Raw genomic sequence first — 17776 nt, 5'->3', positions numbered from 1 at the left:
CCTTTGGGTGGATTTGGGGCGTTTGTACGCATTTAGAACGCCGTTTCCGGGGGAAAAGGATAAATGTATCGCACACCCTTTGACACCCACGAAAAAAGCCTTGATTTATGCGGGTTTGAAAGGCTCTAAAGCGTGACATCTCTGCCTTTGTTTCCGCTTTCTCTCGGCGGCTTTGATTTTCTTCATGCGTCCGGCGCAGTCGGGGCAGTATTTTCCCCGGTTGGATTTGGGGACAAATGCCGCGCCGCAGACCGCACACCGTTTCCGGCTCCCCCGGTACAAAAGGGCTGCGGCCAGCTCCCCGTCAAGGGGCAGGACAGCCACACGGAACCAGCGGCACATGAGGGAAAAGGAAATGCTCTGGACGCATACGCAAGGCTCCCCGTCGTCCAACAGCAGGCAGTTCCCCTCGTCGTAGTTACAGCACTCATGCACCAGCCGCCGCGCCCGCCGGTGCTGGCGGTAGTCCATTCTCGGCAGCTTATCGCTCATGGCTCTGCTCCTTTCTGCGGTGCGGCTCGCTCCGGCGCAAAATCTGGTCGATGTTCCGCTTGACGGTCTGCAACTCCGTGTACCGCTGCTTCTGTTCGTGGTAGGTGTTATACAGGCTGGATTTCTTGGAAACAAGCTGCTCGATCTCGTCCTGCAACGCTTTCCGGGCGGGCAGCTTGGTAATGCCATGCTCCCGGAAATACCGGGCGGCTGCGTCGGCTATGATAAAATCGCTCTCATGTGCCTGCCGGTATGCGGCGCGGGCTTTCTCGGATTTCTGCGCTTTCAGCCCGTCGCGGGCGGGCTTGGTCTTGGCGTAGGCAAGTACCTGCCGCTGCAACTCCTTTTTCCCTTGCAGCTTCGTTTCCAGTGCTTTCAGCTTGCCGCTGGTCTGGCGCATTTCCTGATAGGCGGTATCAACGGCGGCTTCCAACTGCTCCGGGGAAGTGAAGCCGTATTCCTGATACACATTCAGCGTCGCGGCCATTTGTTTGAGGTTGTGCATGGTCGCCCAGCGTTCATAGCCCCGGCCTTTGCCCTCGGCTTTCTTCTGCTCAATGTCCACAAGCCGCTGCACACCGTCCTGTTTCGGGGCGGTTTGAGGGGCTTTTGTGGGCTGTATGCCGGTTTTCCCACGCCGGGGGTATTCGAGTATGGCCGCGGCCTTTTCTGTGGCTCTGGCGGCGTTCTGCTCCAAAACGGCAAGGACAGCGGCGCGGTCAAAGTCGTCACCCAGCTTCCGGGCGGTAATGGGCTTTGTCCTGTCCGGCGTAAGGTAGGAAAGCCGCCCCCGGCTCTCCTTGACGGCCACGCCCTCCCGCAGCAGCAGAGAGGAAAAGTCCTCGAATGAGGCCGCTGTAGACAGCGCGGCGCGTATGGTCTGCCGCAGCTTCTCCTTGTTCGTTTCAAACTTGGTCTGCCGGGGCGTGATACCGTCTGCAATCATGGGGGCGTTCTGCTTGTCCAGCGCGGCCTGTCCCTTTTTCTGCGCCCAATACTCCCGGTCTGTGACGCGGTTCTTGCTGCCGTTCAAGAGGTCGATTTGGTAAAGCCCCTCCCGGTGGCACATTTCCATGACTTCGGACTTGAAGTAGCGCAAGGCAGCGTCGGTACAGCGGTGCTTGCAACCGGCTTTCGTGTCGGCTGGCCTGTCCATGTAGGGCAGGAACGGGACTTCCTCTATCCGCAGGCTGTTAATGACGATATGCACATGGATATTGCCGCTGTGGTTATGCCCGTCCGGGTGGGTGCATACAAGGGCTTGGTGGCCGGGGAAATGCTCGGCGCAAAACTTCTCGCCCAATGCCTGCGCCCGGTCTACGGTCAAGCCGTTGTCCGGGCCGTCCCGTGGGTCAAAGCTGATGATATAGTGGTGGCTTTTCACATCTTCCCGCCGCTGGTTCTTCCCATAGCGGAGATTTGCCCGCATACAGGCAACGGCAAAATCCTCCCCGCCGCAGTTCAGCGTGGACAGCCGGTAGTCCTCGCGGGGGATAAGCCTGCCGGTTTCATCAAGGACGGGCTTCATGGTAAACTCGTCATGCTCGAAAAGCAGGTATTGTTCGGCGGCTCCGTAGTCGGCATTTTTAGAGTTGATATGCTTGAGTGTTGCCAACTGCGTCACCTACTTTCTGTAAGACTTCATACTTGAGGGCGGCAAGGTCGGCTATGGCGGCGCGTACCTCGCCGGAGAGGGCGTTATAGGGTGCGCCGTACTCATTCAGATACCGGGCAATCTGATTGAGGTTGCCGCCGATCCTGCCGTACTCGGCGGTCAGCTTCCCGACAGCGGAGAGCAGTTCGTCATTGACCGCTGACACATGGATAACGGGGCGTATGGTGGTGCGCCGTATCGCCTGCCGGAGAAATTCCGACTGGCTGATACCATAGGGCGCAAGCCGCGCTGTGAAGTCGGCGTATTCATCTTCGGACAGCCGGGTTTTCACAACGCGGCTGCGGTGGGGTGTGTTGTATTTCTTTCGCATGGTCGTGACCTCCTTTCTTGCCGCATGAGCGCGGCGGGGATAAGCGGCGCAAGCCGCAAAGCAGGGTTTGGGGAAGGCACTCCCCAACAAGTTTCCCGCGAGGGGCAAAACCGCAGAATTGCGGATTTTGGCACCGTGGTAGAAACTTGCTCTCCGTGACTGCAAACTTCCTCTCACTTCCGTCCGCCACTTTTTCGGAAAATCGCAACCAGAAAAATTCATTTCTCCTTTGCCTACTACTCGTTCATCAAGAGCCGGTTTTGGCAAGCTGCTTTTCTTTTTCTGCTACTAATAATCCGGCAAAGGACATTCCTGCCCGTTTTCGCTAAAATGGCGACAGACACCGAACTTCCTACCTGATGCCGGAGAAAGCCTTTTTCACTCTCTGTAATACAAAAAAACGAGAATTGGCAACCGGGCAGACAGAAAATTTTCCTGTTCACTCTTAACACCACCGCCTTGCCTGTTCTGCCAAAAATGGGCGCAAAAAAACACCACGGATTTCAAAAAATCTGTGGTGTTGCCGCTTGGTCGATATTCAATTTATATCAGCAGAAAACAGTAATTTATATCTGAATACTTTTAACAAATGTAATTGATTCGGGTGTTGCATTTAGTGATTCGTAATATTTGTGTTTTGCAAGAATACTATGCAATTTCCCCCTATAATGTGGTTCGCATATTTCTTTTGCGATGGCAAGCGACCTTTTGGCTTCATCAGTCCTTCCGTGATGTAAAGAAATTATGATGTTCGCAACAGCTAATCTAAATTCACTGTTTACAAATGCTCTTGAAAACTCATCAGTTGCTAAATAACAAGAGTAATAATCTTCCAGTTCGGCTGAGTAACAAAAGGAATCTATATGCAGTTTCACCCATAAAAGATCTTTGGACAGTTCATTTACATATTCTTCTCGGTTTAATTCAAGGGCATCTTTCGCTAACAAATAGGATTCGTAAGCCTTTCGATAATTTCTTGCTTTTTCATAGATATGTCCTATATACAAATAAGAGGTGTATGTGGAAAACCAGCCATCTTCAAAGTTTTCAAGTCCATATTGTATTAACTTAACAGCCTGTTCAGCATATTCATCGGAGAATTGAATGGCTGTTGTATAACAATGTTGGCGTTTTAGAAGATTGCCTCGAACTCGTTTTAACAACTTTCCATATTCAAGAAAATCTTCATCGGTCATTCCGTGCTTGATGATTTTTTGTTCAAATTCATCTATTTTACTCATTCCATCACCTCACGAACTTCAAATTACATAAAATATTAATTGTAGCACTTGCGGGGTATTTCATAGTGCTTTTTCTACATTTATTCCCATCATGGTCGGGAGCGACAGCATTTTAGGATGTTGCTCCCTTGATTTCCTGTCAGCAAAGGCGGGCGGGGCTGTCAACGGCGGGCACAGCCCGTTCATCTTGACCGTTGACTGGCTCGGCTGGCTTTGCTATTTCCCCGACAAACGGGAATTGTCGTATCATAAAACGGAGTATCTTATTTTGTCATTTAACATCAAGTTTATACGCTATTCGCACTTGATTGCAATACGCATGGAATATCCTGTCCGCCTCGCTGTCCGTATCCATCCCACCCATATGTGACTCCAAATATTTCTTTACGATTTTGGGAAGGGTAGGTAGCCAAGTCCCGCCCATTTCTGAAAGGATCAATTCCATCCGCTTCTTCCCCGAGGCTCCATGTACACCGGATATAAATGGAAAATATGTGTGGGATATATCGTAGTGGCGAATCGGTTCTCCAAACAGTTTCCCACACGACTCGTAAAGCTGTATAAAATCATCCAGTGAACGCATCGCGTCCATCTCGGGTAGCAGACCGTTTACGATACTGCTTTTTAACGCTTCAAATTGGGGGAGAAACTGGCGCTGGTAATATTTTTCTTTCAGCACATCGTCCTCCGTATACCAGTAATCGATAGAACACCAACGAAACCCTCTATATGGGTTCTCATACTTTGCGCCGTTCGGCCCATCCGAGCCAAAGCTCACGATGGGCCGCGCATCAAACACTGGGCGATAGCTTACCCAGGGGCGCAGCTTACTGACCTCGACCTTGAAATAAAATTCCTGCAGCAGGCCGCCGCGCTCTCTGATATATGCGGTCGGGCCGCACAAGACAAATCCATATTCGTATAGGATAGGTCGCAGTTCCTTGCGGATCAATTCCCGCTGCGCCTTTTTGAAATCAAATTTTCCGCCTTCCATTTTGTTTTATTCCATCCTCTTTATCTTGCCAACTTCCGATTTGTCGCTTCGTTTATTCTTCCGTTTTGCGGCGGATTACCTTTTTCATTCCCGGCAAGAAGCTAAATTGGTTTACATTCTTTTGCGCCGTTTATAGAGCAGCAGCCCATTGACCGCAAGCCATACCAGCAGATAGGCCGCAGATACCCCGGCAATCGTCCAATAGGTGCGCTTCTGTCTGGTTTCGTAGGTCTGTGCGGTTTCGTCTGCGCCGATGGTGATGTAGCCGTCCTCATCAGGGATGGACAGAACACGGCGCTCTATCGGCTCGTCCGCTTCCAAAATACTCTGTGCGGTGCTTTCCACAGAGCCAGACTCGTACTTGTACTGATAGCCGCTCCCGTCCTCCGCCCGATAGCGCACGATGTAGACAGTCGTAGTGGGATGATTGCGCTTCTGCCGCCCGGTAGCGTGGTTCTCCCTCTGTACAGGATAAACTTCCTCCGGCACAAAAATGTGAACACCCATGTCCTCATAAGCTGACGCAGGCCGGATAGAGGACAGGTTCCGCAAACTGAAATAAAGGCATAGCGCCGCCCCAATCAACAGCATGATCCCAACGGCAAAAGCGATAGGTTTTAGTTTTGCCATGCGCTCACCTCCGTTTCTTTTTCACTGATAAATGGGAAGCTATTGTTTTTTAATTGTCCAACTATCATCTCGGTTTTTTCTTTGGGCATAGTAGCCGCAAGGCATATCCGCTAAAACGCCGACAGAATGATCAAAATCAAAAACCCATCTCAAAGATACTAATTTTGCTTCATCTGTTGTATGTACTTGTCCACATAGAAACTGCCACATTCCATCGTCTTCATCGTGCGATACATACAAAATAGGGGACTTACTCTCTATTATGTGACAACAAATAATTGCAGCAGTATTCGGTGCGTCATAAAAAGGAAATTCCATATTTATTGCTCCTTCAAATTCCGATTTATCGCTCTATCCCTTGTTCTTTTCTGGCCTCCGGGCCAAGAGCTGGAAGTACGCTGCCACCAATCCTGCCAAATCGCAGATATGGGTTTGCGAGTAGCAATAGGGCGAGTTGGCTCGATGATCTCTCCGATAAAGGCGTATTATTATAGCACTACGGCTTGCCCGTTGGGATAATCTCCAATCCATGCGCAAGGGAAATATCATCTTTATAAATTTCAAGTATGGTATTTATGTCTATAGCCCAAATTTTTCCCAATCTTTAACTGACTCAATAACGGGTATCCAGCTATCAATTTCAAATTTTTCTTTTATAGGTGGTTCCTTATATCCGTCTACTATAAGCGTTCCACTACATTTTATATGAGCTTTATCAGAGTCTATTTCAAGAATTTCTAATTTGTAATCAGCTAAAGGTTCATGTTCATAAATATAAAATGAATCTTCTCTATCATAGCTTTCATCTGTTGTCATTACCGAAAAAGATTCTCCCACCAAATCTGCAATTGATTCTTTTTTAGTGTCTATTGGATTTATGCAAAGAGAAGGTAATATTTCCTCTCCATTATAATCTCCCTTAGCAAATCCTATATCTACAGACCATGACGGCGCTTCATCTTCATTTCTCTTGAAATACATAAGACTACTCCGCCTATGAGTCCAATCATCTTCAAATACAAACTTTCCAATTTTTAACATGGCGCACTCCTATATTTTCCGATTTTCTGATCTTCTTAATCCACAATACATTCCAATTTATTGCTTGCATTATATTTCATTTTAGCACTCTGGAAATAATATTTCTACCAGTCAATTATGAAATATTTTACAGAATAATGGGGTGGCTATCTGCTCTCTTGTTTGTGCTACTTTACGACACATGAGCATTGGAGGCGGGGTTGTCCTGACCGTAACCTTCCAGAAGGTTGATGCCGCCCCACACGCACAGGCCGCCGCCCAGCGCGATAACCAAAGTTTGCAAAACCTCAATCGACTTTGCAAAGAAATCCATAGGTCAATTCTCCTTTCGTTCGTTGGAATTATCAGGTTAAAGGTCGGTCGCTTTCAATTCGTACATCTCGAAAGGCTCGTCCGGCTTCACGATGGCCGGTCTGCGTTTCATGTACCGTTCCATATCAAAGAGGTACTTCTTGTCGGCGTCGGCAGTATATTTGTAATCGGGATGCCTGGTCAGGTCGTACTTGTCCGAAAGGAACGGGCGCACGCCCCGCAGCATGAAAATACATTTGCCTCCGTCCATTACTGCCAGTTCGTCTTGTGTCATCAGCTCCTTTCCCAATTTCTGATAGTTAAGACCGTGGGAGACTTGGCTGCCCCGGTTCTCGGATTGATTGAAGCTGTCGATGGTCTCCTTGCCCAGCAGCTCCGAGATTTCTTTCAGGGTGGATTTCTCCTTGCCTCCCAAAAACAAGGTGCTGTCGCAGTTGCCCACAATGGTGTCTGCGGCGTCCTTGTAGATGGTCTTTAACTGACTTTGTGACTGCAAAATAATAGAAGCCGAGATCTCCCGGCTCCGGATGGTGGCGATCAGCTTGTCAAAGTTAGGTATCTGCCCGATGTTGGCGAACTCGTCCAGGAGGCACCGCACATGAACCGGCAGGCGGCCGCCGTAGAAGTCGTCCGCCTTGTCACACAGAAGGTTGAAAAGCTGGGAGTACATGAGCGCCGCCACAAAATTGAAGGTGCTGTCCGTGTCGGAGAGAATGACGAACAGCGCCGATTTCCAGTCTCCCAGGGTGTCCAGCTCCAGTTCGTCCTCCGCCATAAGGTCCCGCAGTTCCTGAATGTCAAAGGGAGAGAGGCGGGCACCGCAGCTAATCAGGATGGATTTCAGAGTTTTGCCGGCAGCCATCTTGAATTTGCGGTATTGCTTCACGGCGAAATGATCCGGCTGCTCCTTTTCCAGCTTGGCAAACAGCAGATCCACCGGGGACTGAAACTCCTCGTCATCCTCTCTGGCCTCCGATGCGTTGATAAGGTCCAGCAGGGTGATGAAGTTGCGCTCCTCCGGCTCCGCCTCATACCAAATGTAGCCGATGAGGGCAGAATAGTATAACCGCTCGGCTTTGACCCAAAAATCTTCGGAACTCTTTTCGCCCTCACCCTTGGTGTTGAGAATGAGGGCGTTCACCAGTTTCAAAATGTCCTTTTCGCTGCGGATATACGCCAGGGGATTGTATTTCATGGATTTTTTGAAATTGATAAGGTTCAGACTTTTGATACGGTATTGCCTGCGCTCCAGCAGGGCGCCGACCTCCTGTAAGATGGTGCCCTTCGGGTCCGTGACCACATACGAGGAATGGCATTGAAGCAGGTTGGGCTTGACGAAAAATCGGGTCTTGCCGCTGCCGGAACCGCCGATGACCAGGATGTTTTTGTTCCGTGCGTACTTGGGCTCCTTGGGGCGGCTTGACATGGTGATCCGCTCCGTTTGGGTGAGGAGAACATTTTGGGAGAAGTCCTTATCTATGTAGGGAGCGATGTCGGCCGGTGTGCCCCAACGAGCACTCCCGTACTCAATGCCGCGGCGGTATTTCTTGGCGTTTTTGCCCTTGGAGTAGACCGCCAGCCGGATCAGCACCGCGCCGGCGGCACCCGCGCACAGGTCCAGCAGATGGAAACTGGGCGCCAGACTTGTGAAGGCCGTTGAAAAGCCCTGCCCGATATGGAGCAGCTTCTCCGAGGCGTCAACCCCAGGAGCCAGCCGCACGCCCTGGCAGAGCTTGTCAAAGAGATACACAAAGACGAGATACGGAAGGTTGAGGATGAGCTGCTTTTTCAGCTTATCGGTCATCGTGCCACCTCCCGGTCCTTGGTCTTGACCTTCTCCCGTTCCCAGTGTTTGGTCTTGGACTGTTCCTGAGCCTGGGCCAGCCGCTCCCGGATGGTGGGGCGCTTCTCCCGATCCAGGGTCATGGCGGTGAACTCCTTGAAGGCCGGCTGGAGCTGGTCCTTATCCTTCGCCTTGAAAAACACATAGTAATGCGGGGGGGCCGTGGTGGGGTCCTTCTTCAGGGCATAGTCGATGTCATACTTTTTCGCCACCACGGAAAACGCCTTGATGTTCTGTTCGGTGATCTCGATGTTGGTCAGGGAGGCCCCATGCTGTTTGAGCTGGTGCAGGGTCTGCTTTCCTTGGTGGAGGGTGCGCTGGGAGGGCTTTTTCTGCATCTCCTCCAGCACCTTCTTCAGGGCCTTTTGGAGCAGGTCCGCGGTCATCTTGCCCGCCTCCACCGAGAGGGAGACCGCGCCCTGGGTGATTTCTTCCTGCATAGGCACTACCTCCTTTCTCCGCCGCCGTACAGGTCATGGCTCACCAGGGAAGTGTAATAGCTGCCGATGGTGGCCGGGGCGTTATACAGGGCAGCCAGCAGATATTTCTTGATGTTACGGACATAAGTGGTGTTCTCCCGCATACGGTCCAGCACATACTCGATGTGGGAACTGTTCAGCTTCAGGAACCGGGATTTGACCACCTCCGCCGGATAGTCGTCCCCGGCAACGCGGATCATCTCCCGATGGGAGCAAACCGTGTCCACCATGAGCTCCACCAGCTCGTTCAGACGCTCACGATCCATGCGCTCGTTCTGTACGAGGATGTCATACTCGATGTTCTCCAAAATCAATTCCCGATAGCTCTCTCGCTCCCGCATCCAGTCCCGTCCGGTCCGGTTAGCCCCCGCGGGGGTTTGGGGGCTTGATTGGATAGGATTTGATCCTTCCGTACTTGGTGAATCAGTATTTGGTTCTTCAGGATTTCTTTTCTCTTTATTTAATTGCGGCCGGTTTTCCAGACATGGGTTATCCATATCCGGATTTTCCGTATCTGGACAAGCCGTATCCGGCTCGTCCTCACACGGCTGGCCCGTGTCCGGGGGATGAGGCGTCTCGTAGATGACATACTCCACATCCACGATCTTGCCCTTGCTGTCCCGCAGCCGATTGCGGACTATGTATCCGGCGTGCTCCAGTTCCTTCAGAGCTGATCCAATGCTGTCCGTGCCCTCCTTGCAGATTTGGGCCAGGCCCTTGGTGGTGTAGTTCCAGTCCTCCGGTAAGGACAGCATCATGGAGAGCAGCCCTTTGGATTTCAGCGACAGCCCCGCATTCCGCAGGTGGTGGTTGGACATCACCGTGTAGTCACGGGTTTTCTCAATGCGAAATACCGCCATGTTATCACCTCCTTTCGGCGGTTCGGAAAAGTGTTTATTTTGGGGGAAAAGACGACCTCTATACCGACCAGATACCCTGGAAGGGAAAACCTATGGGCGGTGTCCTTTCGGCTGATTGTGGAAGAATAAACATGGAATTTTAAACGCCTTTCGGTGCAGTTTTTGACATGAAAAAATGCCATAGAGATTAAACCATGGCATTTAGATAAGAATATAATATTTCGTATAATATTGGGATTTGTATTAATAAAAACCGCCGCGGGACATACCTGCGGCGGTTTTTCACTCAAAATTTTCGTTGAGGATCTGTGTGATTGTACCATTTAGTATGTTGACTTCTACTCCCCAGATTGCATTATTAGTGGCGGTTGGCACAACTCTGAACACTTTTTCGCAACACGAATTATAATATTGTAGCGCCTCGTCTCTTGGTAAGTCACTACTACGTTTTGCTGTTGTGACCGCTATGTCAGTTAACCAATCGTCACTAAAAAGATTTATGATATCTGTTGAATCTTTAGAGCCATGGTGAGGGATTTTCAAAATATTGGGGGTTGGAATCGACATAGACAATTCTTCTGACATAAAACCAACCATTCTGTTTTGAACATCACCTGTAAGAAAAACAGAAAAATCTCCAACTATTAATTCTAACACAACAGAATAATCATTTAATGTTGAGTAATTTCCATCAACAGCATTTTTCCGAACCTTTCCACTACAGGGTGCTGCTGCAAAAAGTTGAAATGGAACAGTGTATTGCCCCACAGAAAGGTATTCATTATATAAGTACATATTTGCCGCCAGACCTTGTACTCGTGGCTGATGTTTACATCGACGGTCATATCCCTTATACTTGTTGATATGTTCTAATACGCTTGCTGATAGACTCCGATTATTTTCAGGTAATCTCTGCAATTCAATAGGGATATAAATGCTCTGTGGAGTAAAGGTCTCAATTAATTCCACCAAACCATTAGAATGATCATCATGGGGATGCGTCCAAAACAAGTCGGTTATTTTATCTACGCCTAAACCATATAATAAATCTTTAGGAACAACTCTATCATTTTGAACAAACGAATCTACTACACATGAATATATAATTCGTTTATCTCCATAAAGAGCAAATACGATGCTTTCACCTTGAGATGGATGTCCTAAAATAAAGATTTTGCAAGTCAATTGTTGGTAATATTGCTTAAACAATGGATTATTTATCATTGTACTTATATTTTCTTCGGGCGTCCATGCAAATAAATGCCGATGTCCCCGAAGTTCCTCTGTGTTTCTCTGTTGTAAAAAATTGACTCTTGGTGCTGCCAGACATCCTCTCTTGTGCAACTTTCTGTTTAGATTGCCGTGGTGTAAAAACAGAAAAATAATCCCCATGAGAAGTATATTTTTGCTTTATCATTTAATTCACCTCAAATTAAAAGGGAATAATATGATAGTCTTCTAGTAAATCGCCTGTGTTAATTCTATCAACAATGTCGGGTTTAAGAGTTTTAATGAAAAATTCGTAAATCAAACGGTTCATTTTCTCTAAACCGATTTTTGCATCTTTAGCAAATTCGTTTAATTCGTCTAAATCAGTAGTAAACAGGTCAAAGTCAAACGCAATTAAATGTGCAGGGTGATTTACAATTCCTAGACTCTCATTGTTCAGATTGCCGCTTGAATAGTTTTTTTGGAATTTTAAAGTATACGGTAGATTATTATAAACCTGCATTTCCTGAAAACTATCCAAATCAAAGCCTTCACTATCTGTTTGCGACAAATACTGAATGGTAAACAAATCATTTACTACATCTTTGTGCTCATCTAAAAGGAAGAAAGAATTGAATTTTCTTAACCCGACGCGTGACAATCTAAACATACGATTCTCAAAAAGGTGATTGACTATTGCCGACATCCATTCGTAATATGGAATTTTCATCGATTGTAAGGTCAGCGTCAACTCTAAAAACAAAAATGTTCTCCCTATTTTTAATTGTCGCCCATCGCAATCCGGAGTTTGCGGGCAAGAAAAAACAAAAACAGGTTGAGCTTTCTGATTTAGTCTAGATTGTTCAATTTGGTTAGGGTTTATCTCAATCCCAATAGAATTTTCCATCTCTTGGTCATGAGAGGAAAAAAATTCTCCAAATTGTTGCCCAACAAAATCAAATAGATCTTCTTGCATTTTTTCAGTTATTAATTGAAAGTCAATCCGGTATAAGACTTTTCGTAAGAATACTCTTTTGGGTGCGTTACCGTCTGCCATAACCTATCACCTCTAAGCACATTATAACATTTTAAGGAAAAATGCACTACCTCTAAAATAATTTATATTCCATGTAAACGCACAAAAATCGAAAATATAATTTGTCGATAATTACAACTATATATTGGGGGGTTATTGGAATCAATATATCTTCAAAATATAGATCGACATAGATTATTAATAGTATGTCAGTCCCTTAATTCTTATTCACTTTCATCGCCCAGCCCCTCTGCCTTCAGCCAATCCTCAAAGGACTTCCTGGAGATGCGGATCATGTTGCCGATGCGGATCGTCTTGAACAATCCGGAGTTGGCGAGTTTATAGGCCGAGGCACGGCCGATACCGAGAATGGCTGCGATGTCATTCACGGTGTATGTTCTGCTTTGGGGTGTCCCTTTTTCTTTGGTGCTCATAAAATGATCCTCCCTTGCTAATAGCATTTTGAAATGGCCCCTGAAAGCCCCCTGTCACAAGGGGTTCCTGCTAATACCTTGCTAATACGACATTTGAAAAGCCGTTGTAAGGCAGCATATTTCAGGGGTTTTTGTGCAAATTGACCTGCCTCCAGGCAGCACAATTTGCGAAGAAACAACACGGGAAGATATGATATGAACAATTTACGAAATGGTACGCCGTACTCCTAAACGCAAGTGGTATTTCACCACTTTTCTGTATAATCCATAGCGTATTACATTGTCCCGTGCCATGCCGTCCTTTCCAGTGAAATTGCGGGCGTTATGCACAAAAGACAAAATATAGCCAATTATATGCCCGTACGCAGTGGAAAAGCGATCATCTCTTTTTGCGGTTTGAAAATAGAGTTTTTGCAGGGGAAGGCCCTGACTGGAGAGCCTAGATGTTCTAGATAGGAGAAACCTATGGGCGGCAACCTCGCCACCGATTGCGGAAGAAAAAACATGAGATTGACTCCTTTCAGTACAGCTTTAGGGATGAGTGATAGAAACGGACATGAAAAAAGCCACAGGCGCAAACCATGGCAGGAATACGGTTGATTTTCCCTTACAGGCGTATATAATCCCTTGAATTTGGCATAATATTAAGGGAAAGTTCTTTCCGCGAGTTGATATTCCCCTTATTTTTTGCTAAAATTTAAGGAAATAAGGGAGGGCGTAAGGGTATGCGTGCATTCAACTACTCTGCGATCCGGGAGCAGAAGTGGGACTCGGAGATTTTGGGCCTGGTCGCGGCGATCTATAAAGAAGCCGGAAAGCAGGAACTGTACCTGAAACAGCGGCCAGAGGAATTGGAGAAACTGGTAGAGATCGCAAAGGTGCAGAGCACCGAGGCATCCAATGCCATTGAGGGCATCGTGACCACAAACACCCGTATCCGGCAGCTTGTGGAGGAGAAAACAACGCCGAGAAACCGGGACGAACAGGAGATTGCAGGTTATCGGGACGTGCTGAACCTCATCCACGAGAACTTTGACACCATCCCCATCACCCAGAACTACATCCTGCAGCTCCACAAGATCCTTTATAGCCACATGAACAATCCCATGGCGGGCAGGACCAAAAGCGTGCAGAACTACATCAGCGCCACCTATCCCGACGGCCATGTGGAGACCTTGTTTACGCCACTGGCTCCCTATGAAACGCCGGAGGCCCTGGACAGGACCTGCGAGGAGTACAACCGGGTCATTGGGAACATGGAAGTGGAGCCGCTGATCGTCATTCCTGTGTTCATCCACGACTTTCTCTGTATCCACCCTTTCAACGACGGAAACGGCAGAATGAGCCGTTTGCTGACCACACTGCTGCTCTACCGCAGCGGGTTCTATGTGGGCAAGTATATCTCGCTGGAGGCCAAGATCGCCAAAAATAAGGACCTCTATTATGATGTCTTGCGCCAGGCGCAAATTGGGTGGCACGAAGGCACCGAAGATGTGGTTCCGTTCATCAAGTATCTGCTGGGGACCATTCTTTCCGCCTACAAGGATTTCGAAGATCGCTTTGCTCTGGTGGAGACCAGACTCCCTGCCCTGGAGACTGTGCGCCGGGCGACCATGGAGAAAATCGGCCGGTTTACGAAGCAGGACATCCGGGAACTCTGCCCTTCGCTCAGCATCAGTTCCATCGAAGGGGCACTGCGGAAATTGGTGGCATCCGGTGAACTGAAACGGGAGGGCTCTGGGAAGAATATTTGCTATTACAGATTAAAATGATTCCCTTCATCAGTCGTGCACTGCTATCCTGGAGACAGCTGTGCGATGTACCTGGCACATGTCTGTTCATTCAAAGCGGAGCTGATGCTGTCCGTGCCCTCCTTGCAGATTTTGGACAGCCCCCTTGGTAGTGTATTCCAGTCCTCCGGCAAGGACAACATCATGGAGAGTAGCCTTTTGGATTTCAGCGACAGCCCCGCGTTGCGCAGGTGGTGGTTGGACATCACCGTGTAGTCGTGGGTTTTCTCAATGCGAAATATCGCCATATTAGCACCTCCTTTCGGCGTTCTTGAAAAGTGTTGACCACATAAGTATACATTAAATAGGTGACAAATGAGAGATTGATCTGGGCATACAAAAAGCCATGGGCATGAAACCTATGGCTGAAGTAAAATTATATAATATAGGGCAAGAAGGGTGTTGTTGTCAATGAAACCAAATGGTATAATAACTTTAATATTCAATTTGTGAAGGTGCACAAATCAATTATAGCGGATGCTTTAATACCAACATCTCTTGTGGAATTAGCGAGGTTAGTACTATGGATCACAGTCTTTTTTTCTGTAATGTGGAAAAAAACGAGTTTAACTCTAATTTAATCGAATTGCTTTCACAATTTTCCGAGGAAAAATCTGTCCAGACTTATGTTATTAATGCACCACTAGGAATAGATGCATCTGCACAGTATGAGTTTAATGATGCTGTTGTCATCTTGATGCCAAAGCAAAAAATATGCTTTGTAAATCTAAAGGAAGATCAAGACTCGTTTGAGGAGTTTTGTGAGGATTTTATAGAAGATTTAGGATATTTATCCGAAAAATTTGAATATCGAGAGCAGTTAGGGCGTCCAAGAGCCTGGAAAAAAGCTCTTACCGCATATATGCAAATTTCTGATATTTCCTGTGTTGAGGATATTTTGGATAAATGCAAACTAAATAGTACAGTTGAGCAACGCAATGCGGAATTTCTGCTTTCATTGCTCATTGGAAGTATAAATGATATTAGCAGAATCGGAGGAGAAAGTCCGTCAACTATATTAGATCAAGTTAAAAAGAAAATTATTCTATTTGATGGTGACCAAAGCAGATTCATATATTCTCAACCGTCTGCTCAAAAAAGAATAACCATTCAAGGTTTAGCTGGTACAGGAAAAACAGAATTGCTACTGCATAAGTTGAAAGACTTATATACAAAAAACAAATCCTCCAAAATTGTGTTTACCTGCTTTAATAAAGTCCTTGCGAAAAGCATGAAGATCCGAATTCCAGACTTTTTTAACTTTATGAAGGTTGATGAACAGATTAAATGGGATGAGCGCCTTTGGGTCATGTCCAGCTGGGGATCTAGAGGACAACCCAATACTGGAGTTTACAGTTATATCTGTTCAAACTATAAACTGGAGTTTCATTCTTATTCTTATCAATGGCAGTTTGATGCAGTCTGTAATCTTGCAATTCAAGAACTACAAGCAATACAAGACTTTGAGCCCTGCTTTGATTATGTATTAATTGATGAAAGCCAGGATTTTCCTCAAAGCTTTTTCGAACTATGTGAGTTAGTTACTAAATATACAGTTTATCTGGCGGGGGATATATTCCAAGATATTTATGATCGAACGATTAATCAGTCAGTTCAAAGTGATTATCTTCTAAATAAATGTTATCGGACAGATCCCAAAACACTGATGTTTGCACATGCCGTAGGAATGGGACTTTATGAATCCCCCGTAATCCGTTGGCTTGATGATGATGAATGGATTTCTTGTGGCTATAAAATTAAGCGAGAGAAATCGAATTTTATCCTGTCACGAATTCCTCTAAGAAGATTTGAGGATTTGGATACTTCGAATATTAATAATATTGAAGTTGTAAGTAGTGACGGTGAAAATGAGAGGATGGAAGATGCTATAATAAATATTATTGATTCCATTCGGAGTAATCACCCCACAGTTCATGCAGGAGACATTGCAATTGTATTTTTAGAAGGAGGACTTAAATCTAACTATACCCTCGCAGATTCTCTTGCAATAACAATCCACAAGAAATATTCATGGAAAGCAGTTAAAGGCTACGAAACTAAGGACAGCACAAGAGATGCAGTTTTTATTAGCAATCGAAATAATATTAAAGGATTGGAATTTCCATTTGTAATCTGTCTTGTGCGTGGCCAAATTACAGATAATGTTTTTGCTCGAAATACAATCTATATGATATTAACGCGCTCTTTTATAACATCATATTTTCTTATCAATAACATGGATTCTAATGCTGATTTTATTTCTATTTATAAGGCTGCGGCCAAATCTATAAGCGATAGCGGAGTTATGTGCTTGCATGAACCTCCTGAAGAAGAGAAGAAAATGCAAAATCAAAAAGTTAGTATTGCGGTCACTAAGAATCAACGGCCTCTCAGGGAAGTGATTGAAGAAGTTTTTGTCAAGTATCCAGAGTTAACTACAAAAAGTAAACGGCGTATTGTAGACGCAATGCTAGAGCTTATTGGCGAAGAAGGTTCAATGACTGAAGTTGAGATTCAGGATCGTACGAGTAAAATGATTTCTGCTTATTTATAATAGCGGTGAAATATAGTATGAAAAAATTTGAATTTGAGCTTTCTGATTTGCTATATGACAAGGCAATGTCGCCAATTCGCACAAAAGGCGATTTGTTAAGGTTATTAGCTCATACCGTAAAATTTTTAATTCTTAATCCTGCCGCAGATACAACTAAGATTGTAGAAGATAAAAAGCTAATTTTGTATATTGATAAAATGAGTCGTCTGTTCTTTTGCGTCAAAGACAAAATATTTTCGTTTCGCTTTCCCTTTTATGTGGGCGTAAATCCGGAAGACAATTCAATATCTATTAGTTTTAAAGATTACTTTGAATTTGATAGTATTACGAGTTCATTACTATTAGCTATCTTGGAGCAAGAAGATCTTTTTAATGGAACACTAGAAAATGTTAATGAAAAGATGCTACAGGAGATTATAGAAAACGAATGGGAAAACATTGATTTAGAAGGTGTATGTGAACTTGTAAAACATCTTATGTTGTTTGAGCCCGGATATTTGCGATATGATCACGATGTGGAGCATAAAAATGGAGCAATGCATCCTGAACACCATTTGGATATATTTTTTTCTTCAAATGGCACTATGAAATTGGGGCTAAAACATAGTGTAGAAAGTGAGTGGTTCATAGATTTAGTAAATATACTTACAGAATGCAAATATGTTGTCTAGGAATGTATAATATGGTGAATATTTTCCCTGCTTACCTACTATCAAAGAATCCCATGGTTTTGAAACCTATGGCGTTTCTACCAGTTATTTAGTTTCTTCGTCCAGCCCCTTCATCTTCAGCCAATCCTCAAAGGACTTTCTGAAGATGCGGATCGTCTTGGACAATCCGGAGTTTGTGAGTTTATAGGCCGAAGTGCGGCCGATG

General features: G+C 45.9%; 18 protein-coding genes and 1 pseudogene. 3 read left to right on the top strand and 16 right to left on the bottom strand.

Annotated features, from left to right (window positions below; genetic code table 11):
* Positions 1-105 precede the first annotated feature (105 nt).
* From B5G40_RS11250 to B5G40_RS11185, 15 genes are all read right to left on the bottom strand, one after another.
* Complete coding sequence (locus B5G40_RS11250) at positions 106-492, bottom strand: cysteine-rich VLP domain-containing protein (RefSeq protein ID WP_082430360.1); 387 nt, start codon at positions 490-492, stop codon at positions 106-108.
* On the bottom strand, positions 482-2107 hold the full coding sequence (locus tag B5G40_RS11245; RefSeq protein ID WP_087399667.1) for a relaxase/mobilization nuclease domain-containing protein: 1626 nt from the start codon (positions 2105-2107) through the stop codon (positions 482-484). Before B5G40_RS11245 ends, B5G40_RS11250 begins: the two co-directional genes overlap by 11 nt.
* Entirely contained in the window at positions 2079-2477 is a 399-nt protein-coding gene (gene mobC, locus B5G40_RS11240) for a plasmid mobilization protein (RefSeq protein WP_044960461.1), read from the bottom strand. The genes B5G40_RS11245 and mobC overlap by 29 nt, the downstream gene beginning before the upstream one ends.
* A 566-nt stretch (positions 2478-3043) precedes the next feature.
* Positions 3044-3718: a hypothetical protein gene (locus B5G40_RS16695; protein ID WP_072854003.1), complete on the bottom strand. Its 675-nt coding sequence runs from the start codon at positions 3716-3718 to the stop codon at positions 3044-3046.
* 271 nt (positions 3719-3989) lie between these two features.
* Entirely contained in the window at positions 3990-4712 is a 723-nt protein-coding gene (locus tag B5G40_RS16690; protein ID WP_143185511.1) for a hypothetical protein, read from the bottom strand.
* 111 nt (positions 4713-4823) lie between these two features.
* Positions 4824-5342 carry a hypothetical protein gene (locus B5G40_RS11225; protein ID WP_087399666.1) on the bottom strand — a complete coding sequence of 173 codons (519 nt, stop codon included), beginning with the start codon at positions 5340-5342 and terminating at the stop codon, positions 4824-4826.
* Between the two features lie 39 nt (positions 5343-5381).
* Positions 5382-5660, bottom strand: a complete 279-nt coding sequence (locus B5G40_RS11220) for a hypothetical protein (RefSeq protein ID WP_072852880.1) — start codon at positions 5658-5660, stop codon at positions 5382-5384.
* A gap of 261 nt (positions 5661-5921) precedes the next feature.
* A complete protein-coding gene (locus B5G40_RS11215; protein WP_072852882.1) occupies positions 5922-6383 on the bottom strand; it encodes a hypothetical protein in 462 nt (153 codons plus the stop codon).
* A 172-nt stretch (positions 6384-6555) separates the two neighbouring features.
* Positions 6556-6696 (bottom strand): Maff2 family mobile element protein, encoded by a 141-nt coding sequence (locus B5G40_RS11210; protein WP_087399665.1) that lies wholly within the window; start codon positions 6694-6696, stop codon positions 6556-6558.
* A 36-nt stretch (positions 6697-6732) separates the two neighbouring features.
* Positions 6733-8499 (bottom strand): VirD4-like conjugal transfer protein, CD1115 family, encoded by a 1767-nt coding sequence (locus B5G40_RS11205; RefSeq protein ID WP_087399664.1) that lies wholly within the window; start codon positions 8497-8499, stop codon positions 6733-6735.
* A complete protein-coding gene (locus tag B5G40_RS11200; RefSeq protein WP_087399663.1) occupies positions 8496-8978 on the bottom strand; it encodes a PcfB family protein in 483 nt (160 codons plus the stop codon). The genes B5G40_RS11205 and B5G40_RS11200 overlap by 4 nt, the downstream gene beginning before the upstream one ends.
* 5 nt (positions 8979-8983) lie before the next feature.
* Positions 8984-9877 carry a DUF6017 domain-containing protein gene (locus tag B5G40_RS11195; protein WP_087399662.1) on the bottom strand — a complete coding sequence of 298 codons (894 nt, stop codon included), beginning with the start codon at positions 9875-9877 and terminating at the stop codon, positions 8984-8986.
* A 282-nt stretch (positions 9878-10159) separates the two neighbouring features.
* Positions 10160-11269: a ComEC/Rec2 family competence protein gene (locus B5G40_RS16685; protein ID WP_143383407.1), complete on the bottom strand. Its 1110-nt coding sequence runs from the start codon at positions 11267-11269 to the stop codon at positions 10160-10162.
* Positions 11270-11309: 40 nt separating this feature from the next.
* Positions 11310-12143, bottom strand: a complete 834-nt coding sequence (locus B5G40_RS11190; protein ID WP_087399661.1) for a hypothetical protein — start codon at positions 12141-12143, stop codon at positions 11310-11312.
* A 203-nt stretch (positions 12144-12346) separates the two neighbouring features.
* Positions 12347-12556: a helix-turn-helix domain-containing protein gene (locus B5G40_RS11185; protein ID WP_087399660.1), complete on the bottom strand. Its 210-nt coding sequence runs from the start codon at positions 12554-12556 to the stop codon at positions 12347-12349.
* Between the two features lie 725 nt (positions 12557-13281).
* Here B5G40_RS11185 and B5G40_RS11180 point away from each other — a divergent pair.
* Complete coding sequence (locus tag B5G40_RS11180) at positions 13282-14328, top strand: Fic family protein (RefSeq protein ID WP_087399659.1); 1047 nt, start codon at positions 13282-13284, stop codon at positions 14326-14328.
* Between the two features lie 65 nt (positions 14329-14393).
* Here B5G40_RS11180 and B5G40_RS11175 read toward each other — a convergent pair.
* Positions 14394-14594 (bottom strand): annotated as a pseudogene (locus B5G40_RS11175) (helix-turn-helix domain-containing protein); the annotation flags it as partial.
* 275 nt (positions 14595-14869) lie between these two features.
* On the opposite strand from B5G40_RS11175, the gene B5G40_RS11170 reads away from it, so the two are divergent.
* Entirely contained in the window at positions 14870-16900 is a 2031-nt protein-coding gene (locus tag B5G40_RS11170; protein ID WP_087399658.1) for a DEAD/DEAH box helicase, read from the top strand.
* 17 nt (positions 16901-16917) lie between these two features.
* Complete coding sequence (locus B5G40_RS11165; RefSeq protein ID WP_087399657.1) at positions 16918-17571, top strand: hypothetical protein; 654 nt, start codon at positions 16918-16920, stop codon at positions 17569-17571.
* Positions 17572-17776: the final 205 nt, after the last annotated feature.

It is taken from the genome of Flavonifractor sp. An9 (assembly GCF_002161245.1).
Classification (GTDB): Bacteria; Bacillota; Clostridia; order Oscillospirales; family Oscillospiraceae; genus Flavonifractor; species Flavonifractor avicola.
Note: the sequence above shows the minus strand (reverse complement) of the source record. Positions and strands in the feature narration are given on the sequence as shown.